Origin of the sequence: Lapidilactobacillus achengensis (assembly GCF_003946655.1) — a bacterium.
GTDB lineage: Bacteria > Bacillota > Bacilli > Lactobacillales > Lactobacillaceae > Lapidilactobacillus > Lapidilactobacillus achengensis.
The window spans coordinates 29596-52966 of sequence record NZ_RHOV01000019.1; the positions used below are offsets into that span (position 1 = coordinate 29596).

Annotated in this window: 29 protein-coding genes, 1 tRNA gene and 1 other annotated feature; of the genes, 28 read left to right on the forward strand and 2 right to left on the reverse strand. The window is 50.6% G+C overall.

What is annotated here, in order from left to right; genetic code table 11:
* Positions 1–90: 90 nt before the first annotated feature.
* The 6 genes from rpmG to EKM94_RS09705 all read left to right on the forward strand — a co-directional run bounded on the left by rpmG (position 91) and on the right by EKM94_RS09705 (position 3416).
* Positions 91–240: a 50S ribosomal protein L33 gene (gene rpmG, locus EKM94_RS09680; protein ID WP_125601090.1), complete on the forward strand. Its 150-nt coding sequence runs from the start codon at positions 91–93 to the stop codon at positions 238–240.
* 262 nt (positions 241–502) lie between these two features.
* The gene (locus EKM94_RS09685; RefSeq protein ID WP_125601093.1) at positions 503–1069 is read left to right on the forward strand and encodes a 5-formyltetrahydrofolate cyclo-ligase; all 567 of its coding nucleotides are present in this window, start codon (positions 503–505) and stop codon (positions 1067–1069) included.
* Entirely contained in the window at positions 1069–1743 is a 675-nt protein-coding gene (locus tag EKM94_RS09690) for a rhomboid family intramembrane serine protease (protein WP_125601096.1), read from the forward strand. Before EKM94_RS09685 ends, EKM94_RS09690 begins: the two co-directional genes overlap by 1 nt.
* Before the next feature lie 2 nt (positions 1744–1745).
* Positions 1746–1979, forward strand: a complete 234-nt coding sequence (locus EKM94_RS09695; protein ID WP_125601099.1) for a YqgQ family protein — start codon at positions 1746–1748, stop codon at positions 1977–1979.
* 27 nt (positions 1980–2006) lie between these two features.
* Positions 2007–2978, forward strand: a complete 972-nt coding sequence (locus tag EKM94_RS09700; RefSeq protein WP_125601102.1) for an ROK family glucokinase — start codon at positions 2007–2009, stop codon at positions 2976–2978.
* Positions 2979–2996: 18 nt separating this feature from the next.
* Positions 2997–3416 (forward strand): rhodanese-like domain-containing protein, encoded by a 420-nt coding sequence (locus tag EKM94_RS09705; protein WP_379861796.1) that lies wholly within the window; start codon positions 2997–2999, stop codon positions 3414–3416.
* A 438-nt stretch (positions 3417–3854) separates the two neighbouring features.
* Here the strand turns inward: EKM94_RS09705 and EKM94_RS09710 are convergent, their stop codons facing one another.
* Positions 3855–4034 (reverse strand): DUF3042 family protein, encoded by a 180-nt coding sequence (locus tag EKM94_RS09710; RefSeq protein ID WP_125601108.1) that lies wholly within the window; start codon positions 4032–4034, stop codon positions 3855–3857.
* A gap of 162 nt (positions 4035–4196) precedes the next feature.
* Between EKM94_RS09710 and miaA the strand changes: the two genes are divergently transcribed.
* Both miaA and glnA read left to right on the forward strand, forming a co-directional pair.
* Positions 4197–5150, forward strand: a complete 954-nt coding sequence (gene miaA, locus EKM94_RS09715; protein ID WP_125601111.1) for a tRNA (adenosine(37)-N6)-dimethylallyltransferase MiaA — start codon at positions 4197–4199, stop codon at positions 5148–5150.
* A 177-nt stretch (positions 5151–5327) separates the two neighbouring features.
* The gene (glnA, locus tag EKM94_RS09720; RefSeq protein WP_125601114.1) at positions 5328–6671 is read left to right on the forward strand and encodes a type I glutamate--ammonia ligase; all 1344 of its coding nucleotides are present in this window, start codon (positions 5328–5330) and stop codon (positions 6669–6671) included.
* A gap of 483 nt (positions 6672–7154) precedes the next feature.
* Here glnA and EKM94_RS09725 read toward each other — a convergent pair whose 3' ends face one another.
* A complete protein-coding gene (locus EKM94_RS09725; RefSeq protein ID WP_125601117.1) occupies positions 7155–9572 on the reverse strand; it encodes a Xaa-Pro dipeptidyl-peptidase in 2418 nt (805 codons plus the stop codon).
* Positions 9573–9696: 124 nt separating this feature from the next.
* Between EKM94_RS09725 and EKM94_RS09730 the strand changes: the two genes are divergently transcribed.
* From EKM94_RS09730 to EKM94_RS12470, 20 genes are all read left to right on the forward strand, one after another.
* A tRNA-Arg gene (locus EKM94_RS09730) sits at positions 9697–9770 on the forward strand.
* Between the two features lie 191 nt (positions 9771–9961).
* A complete protein-coding gene (locus EKM94_RS12880; RefSeq protein WP_263853252.1) occupies positions 9962–10090 on the forward strand; it encodes a hypothetical protein in 129 nt (42 codons plus the stop codon).
* Between the two features lie 277 nt (positions 10091–10367).
* The gene (locus EKM94_RS09735) at positions 10368–10652 is read left to right on the forward strand and encodes a hypothetical protein (protein ID WP_125601120.1); all 285 of its coding nucleotides are present in this window, start codon (positions 10368–10370) and stop codon (positions 10650–10652) included.
* Between the two features lie 150 nt (positions 10653–10802).
* Positions 10803–10873, forward strand: a sequence feature (ribosomal protein L21 leader region).
* 12 nt (positions 10874–10885) lie between these two features.
* Complete coding sequence (gene rplU / locus EKM94_RS09740) at positions 10886–11197, forward strand: 50S ribosomal protein L21 (RefSeq protein WP_125601122.1); 312 nt, start codon at positions 10886–10888, stop codon at positions 11195–11197.
* Positions 11198–11220: 23 nt separating this feature from the next.
* Positions 11221–11511 carry a 50S ribosomal protein L27 gene (gene rpmA / locus EKM94_RS09745; protein WP_125601125.1) on the forward strand — a complete coding sequence of 97 codons (291 nt, stop codon included), beginning with the start codon at positions 11221–11223 and terminating at the stop codon, positions 11509–11511.
* 96 nt (positions 11512–11607) lie between these two features.
* Entirely contained in the window at positions 11608–12678 is a 1071-nt protein-coding gene (locus tag EKM94_RS09750) for a M24 family metallopeptidase (RefSeq protein ID WP_125601128.1), read from the forward strand.
* Positions 12679–12871: 193 nt separating this feature from the next.
* Positions 12872–12997, forward strand: coding sequence for a hypothetical protein (locus EKM94_RS12885; protein WP_263853253.1), 126 nt, complete (start codon positions 12872–12874; stop codon positions 12995–12997).
* A 211-nt stretch (positions 12998–13208) separates the two neighbouring features.
* The gene (locus EKM94_RS09755) at positions 13209–13439 is read left to right on the forward strand and encodes a hypothetical protein (RefSeq protein ID WP_125601131.1); all 231 of its coding nucleotides are present in this window, start codon (positions 13209–13211) and stop codon (positions 13437–13439) included.
* Positions 13440–13747: 308 nt separating this feature from the next.
* A complete protein-coding gene (efp, locus tag EKM94_RS09760; RefSeq protein WP_125601134.1) occupies positions 13748–14311 on the forward strand; it encodes an elongation factor P in 564 nt (187 codons plus the stop codon).
* Between the two features lie 14 nt (positions 14312–14325).
* Positions 14326–14832 carry an Asp23/Gls24 family envelope stress response protein gene (locus EKM94_RS09765; protein ID WP_125601136.1) on the forward strand — a complete coding sequence of 169 codons (507 nt, stop codon included), beginning with the start codon at positions 14326–14328 and terminating at the stop codon, positions 14830–14832.
* 3 nt (positions 14833–14835) lie between these two features.
* Positions 14836–15306 (forward strand): transcription antitermination factor NusB, encoded by a 471-nt coding sequence (gene nusB / locus EKM94_RS09770; RefSeq protein ID WP_125601139.1) that lies wholly within the window; start codon positions 14836–14838, stop codon positions 15304–15306.
* 111 nt (positions 15307–15417) lie between these two features.
* Positions 15418–16269 carry a bifunctional 5,10-methylenetetrahydrofolate dehydrogenase/5,10-methenyltetrahydrofolate cyclohydrolase gene (locus tag EKM94_RS09775; protein WP_125601142.1) on the forward strand — a complete coding sequence of 284 codons (852 nt, stop codon included), beginning with the start codon at positions 15418–15420 and terminating at the stop codon, positions 16267–16269.
* Complete coding sequence (xseA, locus tag EKM94_RS09780; protein ID WP_125601145.1) at positions 16262–17608, forward strand: exodeoxyribonuclease VII large subunit; 1347 nt, start codon at positions 16262–16264, stop codon at positions 17606–17608. Before EKM94_RS09775 ends, xseA begins: the two co-directional genes overlap by 8 nt.
* Complete coding sequence (locus EKM94_RS09785) at positions 17601–17837, forward strand: exodeoxyribonuclease VII small subunit (RefSeq protein ID WP_125601148.1); 237 nt, start codon at positions 17601–17603, stop codon at positions 17835–17837. Before xseA ends, EKM94_RS09785 begins: the two co-directional genes overlap by 8 nt.
* An 87-nt stretch (positions 17838–17924) precedes the next feature.
* Positions 17925–18818: a polyprenyl synthetase family protein gene (locus tag EKM94_RS09790; protein WP_225422206.1), complete on the forward strand. Its 894-nt coding sequence runs from the start codon at positions 17925–17927 to the stop codon at positions 18816–18818.
* Positions 18815–19645, forward strand: coding sequence for a TlyA family RNA methyltransferase (locus EKM94_RS09795; protein ID WP_125601151.1), 831 nt, complete (start codon positions 18815–18817; stop codon positions 19643–19645). The genes EKM94_RS09790 and EKM94_RS09795 overlap by 4 nt, the downstream gene beginning before the upstream one ends.
* Positions 19646–19653: 8 nt before the next feature.
* Complete coding sequence (locus EKM94_RS09800) at positions 19654–20115, forward strand: arginine repressor (RefSeq protein ID WP_125601154.1); 462 nt, start codon at positions 19654–19656, stop codon at positions 20113–20115.
* A 26-nt stretch (positions 20116–20141) separates the two neighbouring features.
* Positions 20142–21842 (forward strand): DNA repair protein RecN, encoded by a 1701-nt coding sequence (gene recN / locus EKM94_RS09805; protein WP_125601157.1) that lies wholly within the window; start codon positions 20142–20144, stop codon positions 21840–21842.
* A 606-nt stretch (positions 21843–22448) separates the two neighbouring features.
* Positions 22449–22805 (forward strand): hypothetical protein, encoded by a 357-nt coding sequence (locus EKM94_RS09810; RefSeq protein WP_125601160.1) that lies wholly within the window; start codon positions 22449–22451, stop codon positions 22803–22805.
* 274 nt (positions 22806–23079) lie between these two features.
* Positions 23080–23217: a hypothetical protein gene (locus tag EKM94_RS12470; protein ID WP_164511190.1), complete on the forward strand. Its 138-nt coding sequence runs from the start codon at positions 23080–23082 to the stop codon at positions 23215–23217.
* The last annotated feature ends 154 nt before the right edge of the window (positions 23218–23371 follow it).

Here is a 23371-nt window from a genome sequence, read left to right on the forward strand (position 1 = left end):
ACCAAAAAAAATGTAGCGCAGAATAATCTTTTCTGCTATACTTGTTAAAGTCGTGAATAACGTAGATCAACCAGATTGGAGGGTTATCACATGCGTGTTAACATCACTTTAGAATGTACTGAATGTCATGAACGGACATACTTATCTAACAAAAATAAGCGGAATAATCCTGATCGCTTGGAATTGAAAAAGTATTGCCCACGCGATCATAAAGTTACTTTGCATCGCGAAACTAAGTAATCAACATTTAGGGGTCAATGTGCCTGTTTGTAGCCGGTTAGCTCAGTCATGAGTGACAAGCTCGAGGCATAACAAAAAAACAGGCTGGGGCAGAACATGGAGATGTTTTGTTCTGGCCTCTTTTGTTTTTTGCGTGGCGTCTGGCGCTCACTTGACCGGAAACGGCGTCGGTTCTAGCAGTGGTCAGTCGCGTTTTCGGCTCTGGCTGCTGGACCCATGTTGATTAGAACTTGTTTATGAAACTTGTTTTGCTTAATGAGAGGTGAGGGTCATCGACAAGAAAAGTTTGCGGAAACAACAGATTCAGCGGTTGCAACAGTTACCGTTGGCGGTTAAACGGCAGGAAGAAGCACAGATCTTGGCCCAGTTCCTGGCCAGTCCCTTGTATCAACAGGCGCATGAAATTGGCGTCACCGCGAGCTCACCATTAGAATTCTCAACGGTGGCGCTGATCGAAGCGGCATGGCAGGATCAAAAGGTGATCTACTTGCCGAAAACATTGCCTGACACACATGGCATGCACTTCTATCGTTATCAGCAAGGCGATCAGTTGGTGCGCTCTGCTTTCGGGATCATGGAGCCCATGGCCGCGCCGACACTGCAGAACGATCAGCCAGACTTGTTGATCGTCCCCGGTCTTGCGTATAGCCGCGATCATTGGCGGGTCGGTTTTGGCGGTGGCTACTATGATCGTTTCTTACAAAACTATCTGGGTCAAACTGTGGTTTTGGCATTGAGTCCGATGGTTTTTACCACTGCGACTTGGCCCGTATCACAACATGATCAACCGTTTGACCAGTTGATCACGGTGGAAAGTGAGGCAAACTAATGCGGCGACGACGATTTTTCACCGGGAATTGGGTCACGGTCCTGTTACTGGCCTTTCAGGTGGCGATTTTTATTGGTGAAACGGCTGCTGGGGGCAGTGAGTCCCCGGCGGTTCTGTATCAGTTTGGCGCGAAGATCAACGTTAGCGTTCAGGCCGGGGAATGGTGGCGGCTGCTGACGCCGATGTTCGTGCACATTGGCTGGATGCATTTGCTGGTTAATTCAGCGACCTTGTATTATATCGGTGGTTCGGTTGAACAAATGATCGGGCATTGGCGTTATTTCGTGATCTATCTGTTGAGTGGGATCACCGGTAATTTGATGAGTTTTGCGTTTGGCGCGATGAATAGCATTTCTGCTGGGGCCAGTACCGCGTTGTTTGGCCTATTCGGCGTTTATATCGCCTTAGGGGTGGTTTTCCGTGATGATGCTTATCTGCGCGCTACCGGCCGTCAATTTGCCGTACTGGCGCTGTTCAACTTCGTCTTTGACCTCATTGCCCAGGGCATCGATCTTTGGGGGCACTTAGGCGGTTTGATCGGAGGCTTCTTATTGTTGCTGGTCTTCCCCTTGCCTGGACAACGACGGCGGCAGGGACGAATCGTGCAGATTTGTGCGATCATTGGTTATTTTGTAATTTGTGCTTTCTTATATCGGATAGGAATGGTACGCTAATAATGTCTAATTTTGAGCCAGAACTTCGTAATTATTATGACATCGAGCAATTATTGAAACGGTTCGGGATCTACGTTTACCTGGGTAAGCGGCTGTGGGATCTGGAGATGACTGGTGTGGAACTGCAGAATCTGCATCACTCTGGTTTGATCGATGATCACCTCTACGCCCGAGCCAAAATTGTTCTCCGTCATGAACATGAAGAAGAGCTAAAACGAGATCAGAACACTGACTAAGAGGGTTTAAGGAGGAAATACGGTACGATGGAAGAGAAGAAACTGATTGGGGTCGATCTAGGCGGGACATCGATCAAATTTGCGATCATGACCATGACTGGTGAGATCCAGCAACGTTGGAGCGAAGAAACCAATATTTTGGATGAAGGCGCTCATATCATTCCTGATATCATTGATTCGATCAATCACCATTTGACGATGTACGCGATGGATGCGGCGGATTTTGCCGGCATCGGGATGGGCTCACCTGGTAGTGTTGATCGTGATCAAGGTACGGTGATCGGGGCCTATAATCTGAACTGGAAACAGACGGTTTATCCGAAACGCGACATCGAAGCCGCGACCAAAATTCCTTTCTATATCGACAATGATGCTAACGTGGCCGCGTTAGGCGAACGCTGGAAGGGCGCTGGTGATAATCAACCAGATGTGGCCTTCATTACGTTGGGCACAGGTATCGGTGGCGGGATCATCGCCAATAACGAATTACTTCATGGTGTCGCTGGTTCCGCTGGAGAGATCGGCCATATCACCGTTGACCCTCAAGGCTATATGTGTACTTGCGGCAAGCGCGGTTGTTTAGAGACGATCGCATCCGCGACTGGCGTGGTCCGGGTCGCGCGCGACATGGCGGAAGAATACGCTGGTGATTCGCAGTTGAAGAAGCAGTTGGATGACGGCGATGAGATCTCCGCTAAAATCGTCTTCGATCTCGCCAAAGCCAATGATCCGTTAGCAGTGCGTGTGATCGATCGGGTCTGCTTCTACTTAGGCTTGGCCGTGGCGAATATTGGGAATACGTTGAACCCGGCTTACATCGTGATCGGTGGTGGGGTCAGCGCCGCTGGTGACTTCCTCTTACAACAAGTTCAGAAATATTTTGAAGAATTCACGTTCCCTAACGTGCGGGACAACACCAAATTACGGTTAGCGACCTTAGGTAATGTCGCTGGCGTGATTGGCGCCGCATCGTTGGTGATCGCGAATAATAAGGATTAGGGTGGATACATGATTCTTTTGGCTAGTAAATCTAATAATGGTTTTCTTATTTTAAATATCGTTTTGATTGCCGTGCTCCTTTGGATGGTCGGCAATTGGTCGTACTACAAGATTCGCGGCAAGCGACTCCACGGCGCGTTGACGTCCGCTGAATTCGAAAAAGACATGCGTAAAGCGCAGTTGATCGATATTCGCGAGAAGAAGGACTTCAAGGCAAGTCATATCTTAGGCGCGCGGAATTTCCCGTATACGCAAATCAAAACATGGCAGAATGAACTCCGCCATGATATGCCGATCTACCTGTATGAGACCGGCGAAAACCTCTCGATCCGAATCGCCTTACGCTTGAAAAAGGCCGGCTACGCAGACGTCAAATGGCTTAAAGGCGGTTACGGCGAATGGGAAGGCAAGAAAACCAAGAAAAAAACTGAGGATTAAAAACAGAGTGCGAACCACCCCGGGTAGCTTCTGAGCATTAACCTAGCTAGGATTTTGGAGGCAGGTCTTTGCCTCCGAAAGCCTAGCGTAGTTAAGCGGAAGAAGCTGGGGTGGCAAGCACGTTTAAAAACAGAGTGTGAACCACCCCTGGGTAGCTTCTGAGCATTAACCTAGCTAGGATTTTGGAGGCAGGTCTTTGCCTCCGGAAGCCTAGCGTAGTTAAGCGGAAGAAGCTGGGGTGGCAAGCACGTTTTGGAAAACAGAGTGCGGAACGCAACGGTTTGACTTCGAGCATTAGCCTAAGAATTGGCTTGGAAGCTGGGCTATGCTTCTGAGACAATTCAGTAGCTAAGCGCAGAAGTCAGTTGCGCGTGGCGCGGATAAAAAAAGAGGCGGCTGACGAAATGTCAACGACCTCTTTTCTTATTATAAATTTGTTTAACCTTGATGAGCGGCGTGACTCTTGCGGTTCGCGCGGCGCCGGTTCTCTTCGATCTTATTATCATAAGCTTCTTGGGGTTCGATGACTGTCTTCTTGAAGGCAAAAATCGAGCCGGCGACAGCGCCCAGGGTGGTTAAACTGCCTAAGAGAAACCCTTTGACGAAATGTTTTGTCATTGGACATGACCTCCTTTGTTATTCAGGTCTATTATCACTTATTTACGGCTCAAGAACAAGTCTTTTGGCTCTTTTACTGGTTATTTTCCTGGGTTCGCGCTGAGCGTCACTAAATGATGGCGTTGGTCCGAATCAATGTTTAAGAATGGTGCGATGTGTGGAATGAAAGAGAAAGTATTGGCAATCGTTGGTCCGACCGCAGTTGGCAAAACGGCCTTAAGTTTGGCCCTGGCGACAAAGTTCAACGGTGAGATCATTTCGGGAGATTCGCTGCAAGTTTATCGTCATCTGGATATTGGTACCGCTAAAATCACCGCGGCTGAACGGGGACAAGTGCCCCATTATTTGTTGGATATCCGCGACGTGAGTGATTCATTTTCCGCCTATGACTTTAAAGTGGCGGCGGGGAGATTGATCACGGAAATCAGTGGTCGGGGGCATTTGCCGATCATCGTTGGCGGCACGGGCATGTATTTGGCCAGTCTGTTGAAGGATTTCACCTTGGGCGCAACCACGGACACGCCGGTGACTGCTCAGGCGCAACAACGCGTTCGGCAGCAGTTAGCGGCCGAATGGCAAGCGTTGGGCAGTCAAGCCATGTGGCAACGGTTGGCGACGGTGGATCCCGATGCCGCCGCAGGTATCCCCGCCAAAAACCGCCAACGTGTTTTGCGGGCGCTGGAGGTCTGGCAGCTGACCGGTCAACGGTTCTCCGCTCAGCCGCCATTGACCGCGCCTTATGATGCCTTCGTGCTTGGTCTGAACTGCCAGCGGCCCTTGCTCTATCAGCGGATCAATCAGCGGGTGGAACAAATGGTCGCGGCGGGGTTAGCGGATGAGGCGCGCTGGTTATTTCAGCAAGTTGATCCTGAGGCGCAGGCCGCCAAAGGAATCGGCTACCGCGAGTGGCCGCCATATTTTCAGCAACAGGCTAGTTTGGCGGCGACGATCACCGCGATCCAAACCGATTCCCGGCATTACGCGAAACGACAATTAACTTATTTCCGCCATCAATTCGCGACGCACTGGTTCGATCTGTTGGACCAACCACAAAGCGCCCAGCTGGAAATCGACACCGCCTTGACCCAATGGTTGCGGACGGCTCCACCAGCCTGAAAAAAATAACGCCAGTCAAAAGTAATTGGTTGCAGAATAAAACAAACATTGGTATGATAAAAATGCTTTTAAAAACGGTTGGATTTTCCTGTTGATTTGCTTGGATTTACCAATAATTCTCAAATTGGTCTAGTTATTTCAATGAGTTGATCGGCTCAGAAAGATAAGGGGAGCATCATGGCAAGAAAGAATTATAGCGCTGCTGAAATCAAAAAAATAACCGCAGAAGAGAACGTTCAATTTCTCCGTTTGATGTTTACCGATATCAACGGTATCATCAAAAACGTGGAAGTGCCTATCAGTCAAATCGATAAAGTTTTGGCCAATAAGGTCATGTTTGACGGCTCATCGATCGACGGCTTCGTTCGGATCGAAGAAAGTGACATGTTACTGATCCCAGATCTTTCGACTTTCTTGATTTTCCCATGGGGTTCTGAACATGGCAAGGTGGCCCGCTTGATCTGCGACATTCATACACCTACTGGCGAGCCTTTCATGGGTGATCCGCGGAATAACTTGCGGCGGGTGATCGCGTTAATGCAGGCGGCTGGCTATTCTCGCTTCAATATTGGCCCGGAACCTGAATTCTTCCTGTTCAAACTAGACGAGAATGAGGAGCCAACTTTAGATTTGAACGATGATGGCGGCTATTTCGATTTTGCGCCGATTGATCTGGGCGAGAATTGTCGCCGCGATATCGTGCTGGAATTGGAGAAGATGGGCTTTGAAGTTGAGGCCAGCCATCACGAAGTCGGCCCTGGTCAGCACGAGATCGACTTTAAGTATGCGGACGCTTTGGAAGCGGCGGATAATATCCAGACCTTTAAGTTGGTGGTCAAAACCATTGCCCGCAAATATGGGTTACACGCCACCTTTATGCCCAAACCTTTGCCGAAGATCGCTGGTTCCGGGATGCACATCAACATGTCCTTGTCTAACGCCCAAGGTGAAAATGCGTTTTACGATGGGACCACGGACGATGGGCTTTCGGAGATCGCGGACCACTTCTTGGCCGGCGTGCTGGAACATGCCCGCGCGTTGACCGCTGTCAATAATCCCACCGTCAATTCTTACAAACGCTTGGTTCCAGGCTATGAGGCGCCGGTGTACATTGCCTGGTCGGGCCACAACCGGTCACCATTGATTCGGGTCCCACAAGCTCGGGGACTTTCAACACGGCTGGAGTTACGCAGTGTTGATCCCACCGCCAATCCATATTTGGCGATCGCTTCGATTCTAGCGGCCGGGTTGGCTGGCCTTGAGCAGCAAGAAACTCCAATGTCGCCGATCGATCGGAATATTTACGGCATGACTGCGGATGAACGCCGCGCCAATGGCATCGCTGATCTGCCCTCGACCTTGCACAATGCCTTGAAGGCGTTGGAAAAAGATAAGGTCATCCAAGACGCTTTGGGACCACACCTTTATCAAAGTTTCATGGACTCAAAGCGGCATGAGTGGAACGCTTATCGTCAAACCATTTCCGAATGGGAACGCGAACAATATTTACGTCTTTACTAACTGCCAGTCTGAATTGAGTTTAAAAGAGCCAAGTCGTAACTTTCGACTTGGCTCTTTTTGAAACGTGTTCGCCAGTCCAGCTTCTTGCGCTTAACTACGCCAGGCTTCTGGAGGCAAGGAGCGCCTCTAAAATCCTGGCTAGGTTAATGCTCAGAAGCTACCCGGACTGGCTCACACTCATTTTTGAAACGTGTTCGCCAGTCCAGCTTCTTGCGCTTAACTACGCCAGGCTTCTGGAGGCAAGGAGCGCCTCTAAAATCCTGGCTAGGTTAATGCTCAGAAGCTACCCGGACTGGCTCACACTCATTTTTGTCGACCAAAAACCCTCATCAGGCTGGGGCGCTTGTCTGATGAGGGCAAAAGTCAAGTTCAGGTGACGGCGCAGCGTTTGCGCCGCTGGATCCGTCTTTCGGTCGCGTTCTTGGCGACTGGCTCAATTGGCTGAGTGACCCAGGCCCATTGAACCCGTCGTTGGGACCGTGGCTAGATGTGCGCTGGTTTAGCCGAAGGGGTCGCCAACGTTAAGGTGGATTGAGTTAAGTCCAGGGTATAAACCAGGTCGTTTTGGCCGCGGAGGGTCATGCCCATATCCGTGGCGTAAATGATCAGACCCAGTTGATGGCCGGCTGGCAAGTGATAGTACGTTGGTTGTAGCGCCATATTGACATCAACGTACTCGTCGCTGCTCAATGGTTCATTGATGGCGCTGCTGTGGCGATTTTGCAGATTGATATGACTCTTGGCAATCAGTTTTACCTTGGAAACCGCGTCAGGCGCGAATTCCATCGTGGTTTCCAACGGGCCTTGATAGCCAAGTTGGCGGGCGTCAAACGCCACGATCTGCGGACGCGGCGTCAACCGATGACTTTGCCCGAAGTCAACCAGCATCGCGCTGATCAGACCGTGATCGGCGCTACTTTTGACCCGCAAGTGTAGCTCAGGTCGGCCAGTTAGCAACATCTCTTGCTGCAATTTCGCGCTCTTCAAAACGATCTGGTTCGCGGCAAAGCGCGGATCCTGATTCATGAAGGCCTGCTCCCAGCCCAGTCCACTTAACCCACTGGCCTGAAACGCTTGGCTACCATCATCCCGAAATGACGCTGGCGAAGGCGCGCCGGTAAAGTCCTGGTTCAGTTGGAAACGCTGAGTGGTTGCCGCCGTCCAGGCTGTCGGTTGTTCCCAACGATCGGCTTGCCGGTTGCTCTGGATCAAATAATCAGGGAAAAGTTGATCGGCGTTGTTGGCCACAGCCAACAATTTATTGGTGAGCCAAAGATTGATCAGATCGTAGAAGTCAAGACTAGGGAAATTATTCAAGTAAATGTGCGGACCTTGATGCAAAATAACCTTATGCGTTTTCCCTAAAGCGTGCAGATCCTGATTGAGTTTGAAGACATTTTTCGGCTTAACGTTCCAGTCATTCAAGCCATGAACGCTGACAACGGGACATTTGACTTGGGCCATTTGGTTGCGGTAATTGCGCAGATCCCAGAAGTGATTATAGCTACCGGTTTCCCGATCTTGATCTTGCCGCATTTCCGCTAATTTCTGTTGGTAGAACGGTTTGACGCGCCGATAATCGCCGGCGTCTTTCATCCGACTGAAGCATTCATCGGTGAGGACATCCGCGTCTTCGCCTTGGAAGGTTTCTGGCGCGATCACCAACCCGTGTTCGCGATAATAATCGTACCAGCTGGAAATCGCCGCCTCGGAAATCACGGTGGCCAGACCAGCCACACCGGTGGTCGCGGCCGCGATCGCCAAAGTTCCGAGATAAGATTTGCCGGTCATCGCCACTTGACCATTGCACCAAGCAGCGGTGATTTCTTGTTGCTTACTGCGATCGGTGAAGGCGCGGCGATCACCATGCAGCCATTCAATGATCGCAATGGTTGACAAGGTCTCTTCTGGTGAGCCGCAAGTCCGGATCCCATCAGAACCACGAGTGCCAATCCCCGCGGCATAAACCGACGCGAACCCACGAGCCAAGAAGAAATCGCTGAGAACGACGGTGTTATCGCCAGATGAGCTGATCGTGGTTTCCGCTCGCGCAAACGGGTCATCCGTTTGACCGGTCACGGGGTCTGGCGCGAAGTGATCAAACTGGTCGAACTGATCAGGATTCTCCCGCGCATCCCCGCTAGCTTTGACGGTCAGCGGCTGGTCGACTGGATTCATTGGCGCGCCATTGGTGCCCAGGAAATAAGGATTAGCGGTGTAAAGCGCTGGCAACTTGGTGAAACTATCCTTGACCCGAGGACGAATGATCGTCGCTTGAAGCAGGTCACGCTGACCATCATGATCAGTATCTTGATCGGATTCGACATAAACAATTTCGCGGATCAACTCGCTGACGTCGAAGGTCGCTTGCACCTTACCGTTGAAAATCAAGTGACGTTGCCGCTCACTAACACTGAAATTAACCTGATAATAGCCACGATTAGCCAGATTATCGATCATCAGCAAACCATTTTGACTCCGGGTGACCAGCAGCTGATAGACGGCGGTGGTAAAAGCGGTAAAGTCCAATTCCGATGCGGCGACAAAGGGTAGGCCCATACTGGTCATCGCGGTCAGTGGATCATTTAAACGGAAATCCCGGGGAGTCAGGAAACCCAATAACTGCAACCCAACATTATAAAATGCTTGTTGGTCCACACTTTGATCGATTTGCGTCAAATAAGTCGCCAGATCAGTTTCTGGATCGATCAGCAGACGCTGATAACGATCGGTCAGGGCTTCCGGCGAGCGATAATCTGGGAAAAAGTGCCGGTAAACGTGAGCGACCAACTGAGCCAAGGAATACTGGGCCAAATCGGTGGGATAAATTTTGATTTTCTGTAACTCCAGAATCTGTTGATCTTGAGCGGGTAATGTCACAGCGAATTGATTAAACTTCATGATTTCCTCCTTGAACGATTGACAACTTCTTAACTTTTTGACTATAATGACTGAGGTCGTGACGAACTAACCGCACTTGTTTTGGCAACGCGCGCGATTGGGGCCGCCATTTGTTGAATTTGATGGCGCAGTAGCTCAGCTGGATAGAGCAACGGTCTTCTAAACCGTAGGTCGAGAGTTCGAACCTCTCCTGCGTCATTTGAACCAAGTTAGCTGTTACAAGTTTATTATACCCCACTGAAAGCCTTGATTCGATAGGCTTTTTATTTTCCAAAAATTATTGCGGTGGGCATCGTTTGCAATTGATTTGAAGCGTCCTGCCTTTATTCTTTCACGTAATTGCTGCAGGGCAGGGTATTGCGCGTGAGCGCAACCGGCTGGGACTGCTGTTGCGGACTGGAACGTGGTGGGCATCGTTTGAAGCCAATCCGCAAGCCCAGCGGCTTGTCTTCAAATCGAGCCTTATTCTAAGCGATAAATCGCTAAGAATAATCTCACCGCTGCGCCACACGTCCTGAGGCGGTTGCTAGGCAGAATTGAGCTTATCTGCAATCGAAGATGGATATCTGATGAAGTGCTGTTGCAAGTGTGGTGGTCAAACAATTGCCCACTTTTGAGATAGTACGGCAATGCCAACTGATTTGGATTAGGAGGTCGGGATATTTTGCGTCGGCGGAACATCTCGACTCGTTTCCTTAACAATCACTGGTTGGAAACCGACCAATCCAGCTGATTTATCAAGAACTTGTTTTAGTTCATCAGACAGACTGTACTGGTGTCACCAATTTAAAGCTGGTGACCACTAACCACGGTCGTCAATTGCGGTGCTCCCCATCAATTGGCCATAGCTTGCCACTTGGCGTGAGTGCTCAAACGGCTGTTATAACATTGAGCGGCTGGAGCGGAGAAATTCGGGGTGAGATCGCCGTGAAATTGTCCTTGGCGGCTTTGCCGCTTAGGACAAGGCCTGATTTTGAGACAAGCCGCGTCCTTTGCGGATTGGCTCAAAACAGCGCCCACAGCGAGCTCACCCCGAATTTCGCAGCGCAAGCCGCGGCCAACCTACTTTCATCTGTCTAGTGCTGCGGCCAACCTACTTTTGCCATCGCGTCGCATCGTATCGCTTTCTGGTTAGTCCGTTTTCACGGCTAAAAAGATGATAATTCTTTCTGAGGATTGCTTGCAACAGCAGGCTTTTTTTGGTAAGATGTATGAGTTGTAATTGTGACACCACAGCTGCAACCGCACAATCAGAGGTTTAAAAGTTCAGACTACCTCTTTTGGCGAGTCTAAGATAATAGGAGGTGCACATGATGTACGCAATTATTCAAACAGGTGGCAAACAATATAAGGTCGAAGCTGGCCAAGCCGTTTACGTTGAGAAACTCGACGTTGAAGCAGGCGAGCAAGTAACTTTCTCTGACGTTTTGCTTGTTGGTGGCGAAGGCGAAACTAAGATTGGGGCTCCCGTTCTTGATGGCGCTAGCGTTGTTGGCACAGTAGAAAAGCAAGGCCGTGAGAAAAAGGTCGTTACTTATAAGTATAAGCCAAAGAAACACTCACATCAGAAAAAAGGTCATCGTCAACCATATACCAAGGTTGTCATTGACACAATCAACGCATAATCAACAGACGGAGGTGCATCGTAATGGAAATGCATAATTTACAATTTCTCGCTCACCATAAAGGTGGCGGTTCCAGTACAAACGGTCGTAACTCTGCTGGTCGTCGTTTAGGCTCAAAACGGGCTGATGGCCAAACTGTTACTGCTGGTTCAATTCTTTATCGTCAACGTGGGACTAAGATTCATCCTGGGACCAACGTTGGCCGCGGCGGTGACGATACTTTGTTTGCTTTAGCTGATGGCGTCGTTAAATTCGAACGTTTAGGCAAAGATCGCAAGCAAGTTTCTGTTTACCCAGTTGCAGTGAACGAATAAGAATGAATGTGAGAGCTCGGGGGATCCCCGGGCTTTTTTTGATAGGCGATAATCACGAAAGACAGTGACACAGCAATGAAGACTGAGGTGGAAAGTATGACTCGTTTAGAAAAATTACAACAAAAAATGGCGGCTCAGGAATTACCAGCGATTTTGGTGACGGCACCGAAAAATGTCACTTATTTAAGTGGCTTTACCGGCGACGAAAGCGCGCTGCTGATCAGCGCTGATGCGGGCTGGTTCATCACTGATTCACGGTATACTGCTCAGGCAGCGGTTCAGGTCAAGGATTTCACGATTGTTTGTCATCAACATGGACTTTATCAAGAAGCCGCGGCGTTGGCGGATCGCGGGGCGTTGACCACCGTGGGAATCGAGGCCGATGATATCAACGTGGCCACGTTCCAACGCTTGACCCAATTGTTCAGTCACAGTGAATTAGTACCAACTACTGGGTTGATCGAACAACTTCGCGAAGTCAAGGACGCCGCAGAAATCGCGCTGTTGCGTCAGGCAATTCAAATCACAGATGATTGTTTTGATTATTTGCTAGGCTACGTTGAAGCGGGCATGACCGAATTGCAAGTGGCGACGGAAATGGAATACTTCATGCGGCAACATGGCGCCAGCGGTTCATCATTCGCGACGATCGTGGCCTCCGGTTTTCGTTCCGCATGGCCCCACGGTGTTGCCTCCACGAAGAAAATTGAACCGCATGAGTTGGTGACGTTTGACTTTGGCTGCTACTTCCAAGGTTATACTTCCGATATTACGCGGACGGTCGCGGTGGGTGAACCGACAGATAAAGCCTATGAAATCTATGACCTGGTGTTGCAGGCGAATCAGGCTGTGATCGCGGCGACTAAACCAGGTGTGACCGGCGGTGAAATCAATGATCTCGCCCATGGCTTGATTGGCGCCGCTGGTTACGGTCCCAACTTTGGTCACGGGACCGGTCATGGTATCGGGTTAGATATTCACGAAGGTCCTGGCGCTTGGGGCATCTATCAGAAACAGCCCTTGGTTGCTGGCAATGTTGTAACCGATGAACCGGGCATTTACATTGAAGACTTCGGCGGCGTCAGAATCGAAGATGACCTTCTGGTAACGGCCAATGGTTGTGAGGTTTTGACAAAAGCACCTAAGGAAGCGCTGATTGTGTTATAATTTTGGTGAATCTGGGCAGGTGGTTATCGTTCTTGAATTGCTTGGAATGACTGGTTCTGTTCGTGGATTTATGCTTGATTGCAGGGCTGGTGGGTGTTGCACGTAAGCGCAACTGGGTCCTATTCATGATTTTTCGCTTGATGGCAGAAGTGGTGGGTTTGGGTGGTGACGCAACCGCCTCAGGACGTTTGTCGTGGCTGGAACGCAGTGGGCATCGTTTGAAGCCAATCCGCAAAAAGCGCGGCTTGTCTTCAAATCGAGCCTTATTCTAAGCGATAAATCGCTAAGAATAATCTCACCGCTGAGCCACACGTCCTGAGGCGGTTGCTGAACAGAATTGAGCTTATCTGCAATCAAGGTGAAGGATTAGACGAAGTGCTTTTGCAAGTTAGAGGTCAAACAATCACTAGTTTTTTTGGTGGTACTGCAACACCAACGAATTTGGGGCATAAGTTGGTACATTTCGGATAGTGCCGCTAACTTTATCTCACTTACCTAAGCGGGCTTGGGTTGGGAACTGACCGATCAAGTTGATTCATCAAGAACTTGTCTCAGTTCATCAGTCAGACTGCACTGGTGTCACCAATATAAAGATTGTGACCACTAACCACGGTCATCATTTGCGTGGCTCCCCATCAACTGATCATAGCTTGCCAGTCGGCGTGAGTGTTCAAACGACTGTTAAAACGTTGAGCGGCTGGAGCGGAGCGTGGCGTTGGTGGGCTGTTTGCTCGTTTGGCGGAGGGTTGGGCTGGGGGTGAGTCAGCCGCGATATTATTGTTGGCGATTTATCGCCTACAATAAGGCCGAGCTTGAAGATTTTCGGCGCACTTCCGAAAAGCTTCAAGTCGTGCCCGCCGCGTTCCACCACCCCCAGCCCGACCTGGAGCCCCACCACATCTGCCATCCACCAACGCCACGCGCAGCGCAAGCTGCGGCCAATCTACTTTTAGCCAGCACAGGCTGCGGCGGGATGGACAAAACCAAGCGCGAACCTACGTTTTTTGTTGCATTATAGTGGGTTTGATTGATATAGTAAGAGTATTGAATAAATAAGTGAGGCATAAATATGATTTCAGTAAACGAATTGAAAAACGGCTTGACCATTAAAGTTGATGGCGGCTTATGGCGGGTTGTTGAATTTCAGCACGTTAAGCCTGGTAAGGGTGGTGCTTTTGTGCGGACGAAGTTGAAGAATCTGCGTAACGGCGCCGTCCAAGAAAAGACCTTCCGGGCAACCGAAAAAGTTGAACGGGCTCAGATCGACAGCAAGCAAATGCAGTATCTTTATGCCGATGGCGACAACTATGTCTTCATGGATACGTCAACTTACGAACAACTTGAATTACCTGGCGCGGAGATTCAAGATGAGTTGAAATACTTGAAGGAAAATATGGTTGTTGGTGTCATGATGTACGGTGCTGAAACGTTAGGCGTTGATTTACCGAACACGGTTGATTTGACCGTCGCTGAAACGGAACCAGGTATTCGCGGCGATACGTCTTCCGGTGGGACCAAGCCGGCGACGATGGAAACTGGGTTGGTGGTCAACGTGCCATTTTTCATCAATGCTGGTGATGTATTAAGTATCAATACTTCAGATGGCAGTTATATCTCAAGAGCGAATAGCTAGGAGGTAACAAGCTCATGGCAGAAGAACAAAATATTGTTTTAGCAGAACGTGAAGGTCATCGGGGCGCGATCCAGATCGCACCGCAAGTGATCGAGATCATTCTCGGGATCGCCGCGAAACAAATCGATGGCGTTTATGAAATGCGGGGCAACTTGGCCAGCAGCATCAATTATTTGCTAGGTCGGCAAGATCATGGCCGTGGCGTTGAATTGACGGTTGATGGCGAGCGGTTGAGCGCGAATGTTTATGTTTATTTGAATTATGGTGTCTCGGTGCCGAAAGTGGCCTTGGAGATGCAACAAACTCTGAAAGAACAATTATATTACATGACCGATTTGAAGTTGGCGGAAGTCAATGTTCATGTAGAAGGCATTGTTCCTGAAAAGGAAGCGAAAGTTGATCCGAAGACCTTTTTTGCGGACGCGGCCGATGAAGCGGAAGAAAATGACGCAGAGTCAGCAGAAGCTGTGAATGATGGGGCGACCCCATCGCCGGCGCCGGATCAGCCTGCAGGTGAGTAAAAAATGTTAAATCGTCATCAAGCGCGAGCGTTCGCTTTTCAAGCGCTCTTTATGATCGCCGGTAATCCTGATTTATCGGTTGATCAGGCTTTACAAGAAGTTCTGACGAATGACCGTGATCAGCACCAAGACGCGGCTGAGGAAACACCCGTGATTTTGGATTTAAGTGATCCTAATCAGGCTTATTTGGAACAACTGACTACCGGCGTGTTGAGCAACGCGACTGAGTTGGACGCGGCCTTGGCGCCTAAACTGAAACGTGGCTGGTCGTTACCGCGGTTATCCAAAACAGATCTCTTGATTCTGCGCTTAGGTTTGTATGAATTGCAGCATGAAGCCGAGGTGCCAGACGCAGTGGCGATCAATGAGGCAATTGAGTTGGCTAAAACTTTCAGTGATGAGAGCTCAGCTAAATTCGTCAATGGGGTGTTGGCTAGTTTTGTCTCAGCCACCACCGATCAAGTCAAGAAATAAAGGCGTTTCACACTGAACTGTCGCTACAAAGAAAGCCACACCTTTTTTGGGGTGGGCTGGCTTTGCGGGACAGTTTTATTTTTTGAAATAAGCTAAATTGGGGGACTTTGGATGACAGCGACTTTATTAGATGGAAAAACCACGGCCCGGACTTGGCGCGCGGCGACAAAAGCTCGGGTGGACCAGTTGCGCCAGGCGGCGATCACGCCGGGGTTAGCGGTGGTTTTGGTGGGACATGATCCGGCTAGCGAAATCTATGTTCGCAATAAGGCGCGCCAAGCTGAGCAGGTGGGCATCACGTCGATTGTGGAGCGATTGCCTGAAGATACTACCCAGGCGGCGGTGCTGGCTTTGGTGGACCGGCTGAACCATGATCCCCACGTTGATGGTATTTTGGTTCAATTACCGCTGCCGGTCCAACTGGACGAAACCGCGGTTTTATTGGCGGTGGCGCCGGCCAAAGATGTGGATGGTTTTCATCCCTTCAATTTAGGTCAATTGTGGTCGGGTCATCCGGACTTGGTTCCCGCGACGGCGGCCGGAATCATGGCCTTGCTTGAGGCCTATCAACTACCTGTGGCCGGCAAGAACGCGGTGGTGCTTGGACGCAGCTTGATTGTCGGTCGCCCAGTCGCGGCGTTACTTTTAGCGGCGGACGCCACCGTCACCGTCGCTCACTCCCACACCCAAGCTGTTGAAAAATTGGCGCAGCAAGCGGATATTTTGATTGCGGCGGTGGGTCAGGCGAATTTCGTTACTCCCGCATTCGTCAAACCTGGCGCTGTGGTGATCGATGTGGGCACCAACCGCGTCGCTGGTCATTTAGTGGGTGATGTGGCCGCGGAGGTGGCCAGTCAGGCCGGCTATTTAACACCTGTTCCCGGTGGTGTCGGGCCAATGACGATCGCGGCGTTGTTAAGTCAAACGGTTGATTTGGCAGAGAGAAGGCAGCAACGTGGCTGAATCGAATTATCTCTCAGTGACCCAACTGACCACTTATTTGAAGCGGAAATTTGATTATGATCCCTATTTACAACGGGTTTATTTGACTGGGGAGATCTCTAATTTTCGGCCGCGACCTGGGCACCAATATTTTTCTCTGAAAGACGACCATGCCAAAATCAATGTGGTCATGTTTGCCAGCGCCTTTCAACGGGTCAAGTTCCAACCGGAAACCGGGATGAAGGTCAACGTGGTGGGACAGGTCACGTTGTATGGGCAAAGTGGCCAATATCAGATCACGATCGATCGAATGGAGCCAGATGGTGTCGGTGCTTTGTATTTGGCTTATGAACAATTGAAGGCCAAATTGGCTCAAGAAGGCCTATTCAGTCGGCCTAAACGGGAGCTGCCTCGTTTTCCTAAACGGATCGCGGTGATCACCAGCCGTTCGGGCGCGGTGATCCATGATATCATGACCACGGCCGCGCGGCGTGATCCGTTGGCCCAGATCGTGCTTTTCCCAGCGGTGGTTCAAGGCAATCAGGCCGCGGATTCACTGGTGCAACGGTTGCGTCAAGTATACAGTTACGCGGATTTTGATGTCATTATCATTGGTCGTGGTGGCGGCTCGATCGAGGATCTTTGGCCGTTCAACGAAGAAATCGTGGCGCGAACCATGGTCACCAGTCCAATTCCGATCATTTCATCGGTGGGCCACGAAACGGATACGACCATCGCCGATCTGGTGGCGGATCAACGGGCCGCGACCCCGACGGCTGCGGCGGAACTGGCCACGCCGCAACTCAGTGAAGTGTTGGCGGGTATTTTGGATAGTCGGACGCGTTTGCTGCGGAGTTTCCAGCGCCAACTCCAGCTTTGGCGTCAACAATTACAGCGGCAAGAACAAAGTTTTCTCTTTCAGCATCCTGAACGCTTGTACCAAGGCTATGTCCAGCAGTTGGATCTGCTGCGCCAGCGATTTGATCAGGCCAGCCAGAATTATCTCCAAGGTCAAAAGCAGGAGTGGCAGTTGTGGCAACGGCGCTTGCTGCAGGTCAATCCCCAGCAACGAGTGGTGACTGATCAGCTGCAAGTCGCCAACTTGACCCAGCGGTTGCAACGAAGCATGGCGACGATTTTGCAGCAAAAACGGCAACAGGTGGGCCAGCAAATGCAGGCGTTGGATCAGTTAAGTCCCTTGCGCACGGTGGACCGGGGCTATGGTTACGCGTTGGATGATCAAGGCCACGCGCTGACTAGTGTGCAGGACTTTGCTGCCGACCAAGTTTTCGCACTTCATTTAAAGGATGGTCAAGTCAAGGCCAAGGTTTTACAAAAGGAGCAAGCAAACAATGAGTGAGCCGCAGAAAAAGAGTTTTGAAGCGCAATTAGATGAATTAAGTCAGATCGTCAATGAATTGGAGCAGGGTAACGTCCCTCTCGAAACGGCCTTAGCGAAATTTCAAAGTGGGATTGCTTTGTCCCGTTCCTTGGAACAAACGTTGACGCAAGCAGAACAAACGTTGACAAAAGTGGTCGACGAGCAGGGACAGGTGAGTGATTTGCCCCCGGACGCTGGCGCGAAATAGGACCACGCTGCGCTGGCGGCCGCTGGGTGACAAATTTCTCGGCGCAAGCTGGGGTTGGTATGTGGATCGTGAAGGGGACGATTTTTTGTGGTAAGTGTAGCATTTGATCAAGAATGGCGGCCGCGGCTGAATGCGTATTTGGCGAAACGGCTGACGACAGAGTTGACCCAACCAGAACTGGCCGCCAGTATGAAGTATTCCGTTCTAGCTGGTGGTAAAAGATTGCGGCCCCTGCTATACTTGGCGACAGTGCAAGCGTTCGAGCCGATTGAGGCGGATTGTGATCTGGCGGTTGCCGGCGCGATCGAGTTGATCCACACCTATTCGTTGATCCATGACGATTTGCCAGCGATGGATAATGATGATTATCGCCGGGGTCAATTGACCAATCACAAGAAATTTGGCGAAGCCATGGCAATCTTGGCTGGCGATGGCTTGTTGACGCTGGCCTTTCAATGGGTCGGTAACGCCGCGCCCGCAACGTTAGCTGGCGCAATGTGCGCGCAGTTGGCTCTAGCCAGTGGGCCGACTGGGATGGTTGCCGGCCAGGCCATCGATATTAGCGCCACGGGCACCACGTTAGGCGCTTTGGACGCGGTCAAGCAACTTGACGCGTTGAAAACAGGGGCCCTGCTGACGGCGCCCTTCACTTTGGCGGCGACGCGGTTAGGTTTGGATGACCAACAAACTGAGCTTTTACGGGATTTTGGTGGTCATTTTGGGTTAGCGTTCCAAATTTTCGATGATCTGCAGGACTTGAACGGCGATGCCCAGCACTTGGGTAAGGCGGTTCACAAGGATGTGGCGGCGGGCAAGAATACTTATCCCAGTTTGCTGGGCTTAACTGGCGCGCGAAACGCCTTGACCCAAGAAGTGACGCAGGCGCGGCAAGCCGCCGTCCAATTAGCGACCGTCGCCCACGTTGAGGTGACGGCTTTACTGGGATTTTTGAATTACTTTGATGAGGAAATGAAATCGTGAAAAAAGAACGGGTCGACATTTTATTAGTACAACAAGGGCTGTTTACTTCTCGGGAACAGGCCAAACGCGCCGTCATGGCCGGGCAAGTCGTCGGCAAAAACGATGAGCGCTTGGATAAACCGGGGGAGAAAATCGATCCGGCCATCAGTTTACGGGTCAAGGGTCAAGTCAATCCGTATGTTTCGCGGGGGGGCTTCAAGCTGGCTAAAGCTCAGGACGTTTTCGCCATTGACTTTGCTGGCGCGACGGTTCTCGATATCGGCGCGTCAACGGGCGGGTTCACCGATGTGGCCTTGCAAAATGGCGCCCGCTTAGTCTACGCGCTGGATGTCGGCTATAATCAATTGGCTTGGAAACTACGGGAAGACCCGCAAGTTGTCGTGATGGAGCGTCAGAATTTCCGCTTTAGTCAACCAACTGATTTCACCCAGGGGCAGCCAACGATCGCGGTGACGGACGTTTCCTTTATATCATTGGAGCTGATTTTACCGCCTTTGACGAAAATTTTAGCGCCAGGGGGGCATTTGGCGGCGTTGATCAAGCCTCAATTCGAAGCGGGTCGCGATCATGTGGGTAAGCATGGCATCGTGCGGGATCCCGCGGTCCATCGGACTGTTTTGACGAAGATCTTGGACTTTGCTCAAACACAAGGCTATCAAGTCATGGGGTTGGATTTCTCGCCGATCACCGGGGGTTCGGGAAATATTGAATTCTTGGCGTACTTTAAATTGATCGGTCAAGAAACGCCGCTCGTACCTTATGACCCCCAAACCGTCGATCAAGTTGTGGCAAACGCCTGGTCCGTTTTGACTAGCAAGAAGATATGAGGTAGAACATGAAAAAAGAACGACGGCAGCAATTGATCCGCCAAGCAGTGGCAACAAATAGTATCCATAATCAACTTGATCTGGTCGATTATTTGAAGGCGAGCGGCTACGAGGTCACCCAGGCAACGATTTCGCGAGATATCAAAGAAATGCAGCTGATCAAGATCAATACTGCCCATGGCTTTATTTATCAGCTTTCCCAACAAAATGAAATCGCCATTGAGGCGGATCAACCAGCGTTGCGGGCGTTATTGGCCTCGGCGCAGGTCGTTTTGGCGCGTCAAGGCAATTTGGTGCGGATGCAGACATTGCCGGGCAGCGGTCCGGTTGTCGCCAGCGCCATCAAAGCCTTGCAATGGCCGGAACTCTTCATGGCCATCGCCAACGATGATGGGGTTTTGTTGATCATTAAGAATGATCCGGCTGACATTGCCACGATTTGGCAACGGCTGTCCGAATTAGTTGATTGAGTCGTTAGAAGCGGAGGAATTCAAGGGTGTTAGCCAATTTGATTATTCGCGATTTCGCGATCATTGAACATCTTGAAGTTGATTTTGACGCAGGCATGACTGTGCTGACCGGGGAAACCGGCGCCGGGAAGTCGATTATTATCGACGCCTTAGGACTATTGGTCGGCGGCCGTGGCTCCAGTGATTTTATTCGCAGCAAGGCTAAGAAAACAGATATTCAGGGGCTCTTTGTGGTGGCGCATAATCCCCGCTTATTTGCGTTGCTGGCTGAGCACGACATTGAGCCGGACGGCCAGAATGTCCTACTGGAGCGCGAATTGAGCCGCACGGGCCGCAATGTTTGCCGCATCAATGGCAAAATCGTCACAACCAGCGTTTTGCGGACGATCGGGGAACAATTGGTCGACATTCATGGGCAAAACGAACATCAGGAGCTGATGAATCCTGAGCATCACCTGGCGATCCTAGATCAGTATGGTCAGGCGACGATCGCGCCGTTGTTGGCGACCTATCAGCAGATCTATCGCCGCTACCGCGATTTGAAGCGGCAACTGGAAGATAAGCAGAAGAATGAACAGGCTTATGTTCAGCGGCTGGATATGTTGCGTTTCCAATTACAAGAGATCGATTCCGCCAAGGTCCAGGCGCGTGAAGATGAGTTACTGACTCAAGAACGGCAGCAACTGATGAATTTTCAGAAAATCAGTTTGGCGTTGCAACAAAGTCTGGCGATGCTGACCAACGAAGAGCCGAACGCCTTGGATCTGACGGCCGTGGCCATGGAGCAAATGAATAGTATTGCCGATCTAAGTCCGAAGTATCAGGAATTGGCGGATCATTTAGACAGCGCATATTATGAATTGCAGGACGTGGGCACCGGCTTGCAGGATCAGTTGGATGTGTTGGAATTCGATGCTGATCGGCTGAGTGAGATTGAACAGCGCCTGGAGATCATCAATAATCTCAAGCGCAAGTACGGTCCGTCGCTGACAGATGTGCAAAGTTATGAGCAGAAGATCGCCGCTGAGTATCAGCAGATGAAACAGGTGACGGACGCAGGCGATCAAATCGAGACCGAATATAAAACGGTGCGGACGAACTTGCTGGCCGCCGCTCAGAAATTGACCCAAGCCCGTCACGAAGTCAGTGAACAATTGGCCCAGGCGATCCACCAACAATTGGCCTCGTTATATATGGATAAGGCCGTGTTCGCCGTTCATTTTCAACCTCAGAAGACGCCGAATTTTACCCATGCTGGTCAAGATCAGGTTGCCTTCTATCTGCGCACCAATCCCGGCGAGGACCTGAAGCCCCTGGTCAAAATCGCTTCCGGGGGCGAGTTATCCCGAATCATGCTGGCCATCAAAACAATCATTGCCCACAGTGAAGGGGTGACCAGTATTATTTTCGATGAAGTGGACACCGGCGTGAGCGGCCGCGTCGCCCAAGCGATCGCCGATAAAATCAATCTGATCGCGCGCTATTCGCAGGTTCTGTGTATCACCCATTTGCCCCAAGTGGCGGCGATGAGTGATCATCAATATTTGATTGAAAAGACGATCCAGCACGATGCCACCACGACTTCATTGCACCCGGTCACCGGCGAAGAGCGGGTCGAAGTGATCGCCAAAATGATCGCGGGCAAAGAAGTCACCACGTTAGCCGAGGAACACGCCGCTGAATTGGTCGCCCAAGCTGCGGCTAGTAAGCGTGAGCGGGATTTGTAGATTTTTAGGGATGTCTCTACGGGGATGTTCCTTTTTTTGTTCTGAATCTTCTGCTTGATTGCAGGTTTTGGTGGGTGTTGCGCGTGAGCGCAACCGGGTCGGGCCATTTGTGCGGCTGGAACGCAGTGGGCATCGTTTTGAGCCAATCCGCAAAACCCGCGGCTTGTCTCAAAATCGAGCCTTATTCTAAGCGGCAAAGCCGCAAAGAATAATTGGTTCTTTCTAAACTTTGGCGAAGACGCGATCAACACTGATATAGCAGCTTTCATGACGACGAATAAATACTCCAACTAAATTAATTGGAGCGATAGGAAATAAATGGCCACATCAAGCCAACCTATTATCTAATGTTGCGTGTTGCAAGAGAAATTTTCAGGCCATTCGCCAAACGTTAGAAAGAACCGAATAATTTCACCGCTGAGCCGCATGGCCCGACCCGGTTGCTAGGCAGAATAGAGCCAATCTGCAATCTAAGCGAAGTATCTGACAAAGTGCTTTTGCGAGCTAGAGGTGGAATAATTCCCTCTTTTTTGGTGGTACGGCAACACCAACGGATTCCAAAGGTCTGTGCGCTGTTATTGAACCTTTGCTTGATTGCAGGTTTTGGTGGGTGTAGCGCGTGAGCGCAACCGGCTGGGACTGCTGATGCGGACTGGAACGTGGTGGGCATCGTTTGAAGCCAATCCGCAAGCCCGGCGGCTTGTCTTCAAATCGAGCCTTGTCCTAAGCGGCAAAGCCGCCAAGGACAATTTCACCACTGAGCCGTGCAGTCCCAGCCGGTTGCTAGGCAGAATTGAGCCTATCTGTAATCTAAGCGAAGTAATAGATGAAATTGTTTTGCGAGCTAGAGGTGAAACAATTCCCTCTTTTTTGGTGGTACGGCAACACCAACGGATTCCAAAGGTCTGTGCGCTGTTATTGAATCTTTGCTTGATTGCAGGTGTGAGTGGGCGTTGTGCGTGAGCGCACCCGGCTGCTGGGCAGAACTGAGCTTATCTGCAATCTAAGCGAAGCATCTGACAAAGTACTTTTGCGAGCTAGAGGTCAAACAACTCCCTCTTTTTTGGTGGTACAGTAGCATCAACAGATTTGGATTAGTTAGACCAGTTTGCGTTAGTTGAACATCTTTACCTGCGTGATAAACAATCTCTGAGTGGAAACCGACTGATTCAGTGGATTCACTGAGACTAGGTTTGTTCATCAGACCGACTGTACTGGTGTCACCAATTAAAAAATTGTGACCACTAACCAAGGTCGTCAATTGCGTGGCTCCCCATCAATTGGCGATAGCTTGCCACTCGGCGTGAGTGCTCAAACGGCTGTTAAAACGTTGAGCGGCTGGAGCGGAGCGTGGCGTTGGTGGTCCGTTTACTAGTTGGCGGAAGGTCGGGCTGGGGGTGAGTCAGCCGCGATATTATTGTTGGCGATTTATCGCCTACAATAAGGCCGAGTTTTGAGATTTTCGGTGCACTTCCGAAAAGCTCAAAATCGTGCCCGCTGCGTTCCACCACCCCCAGCCCGACCTGGAG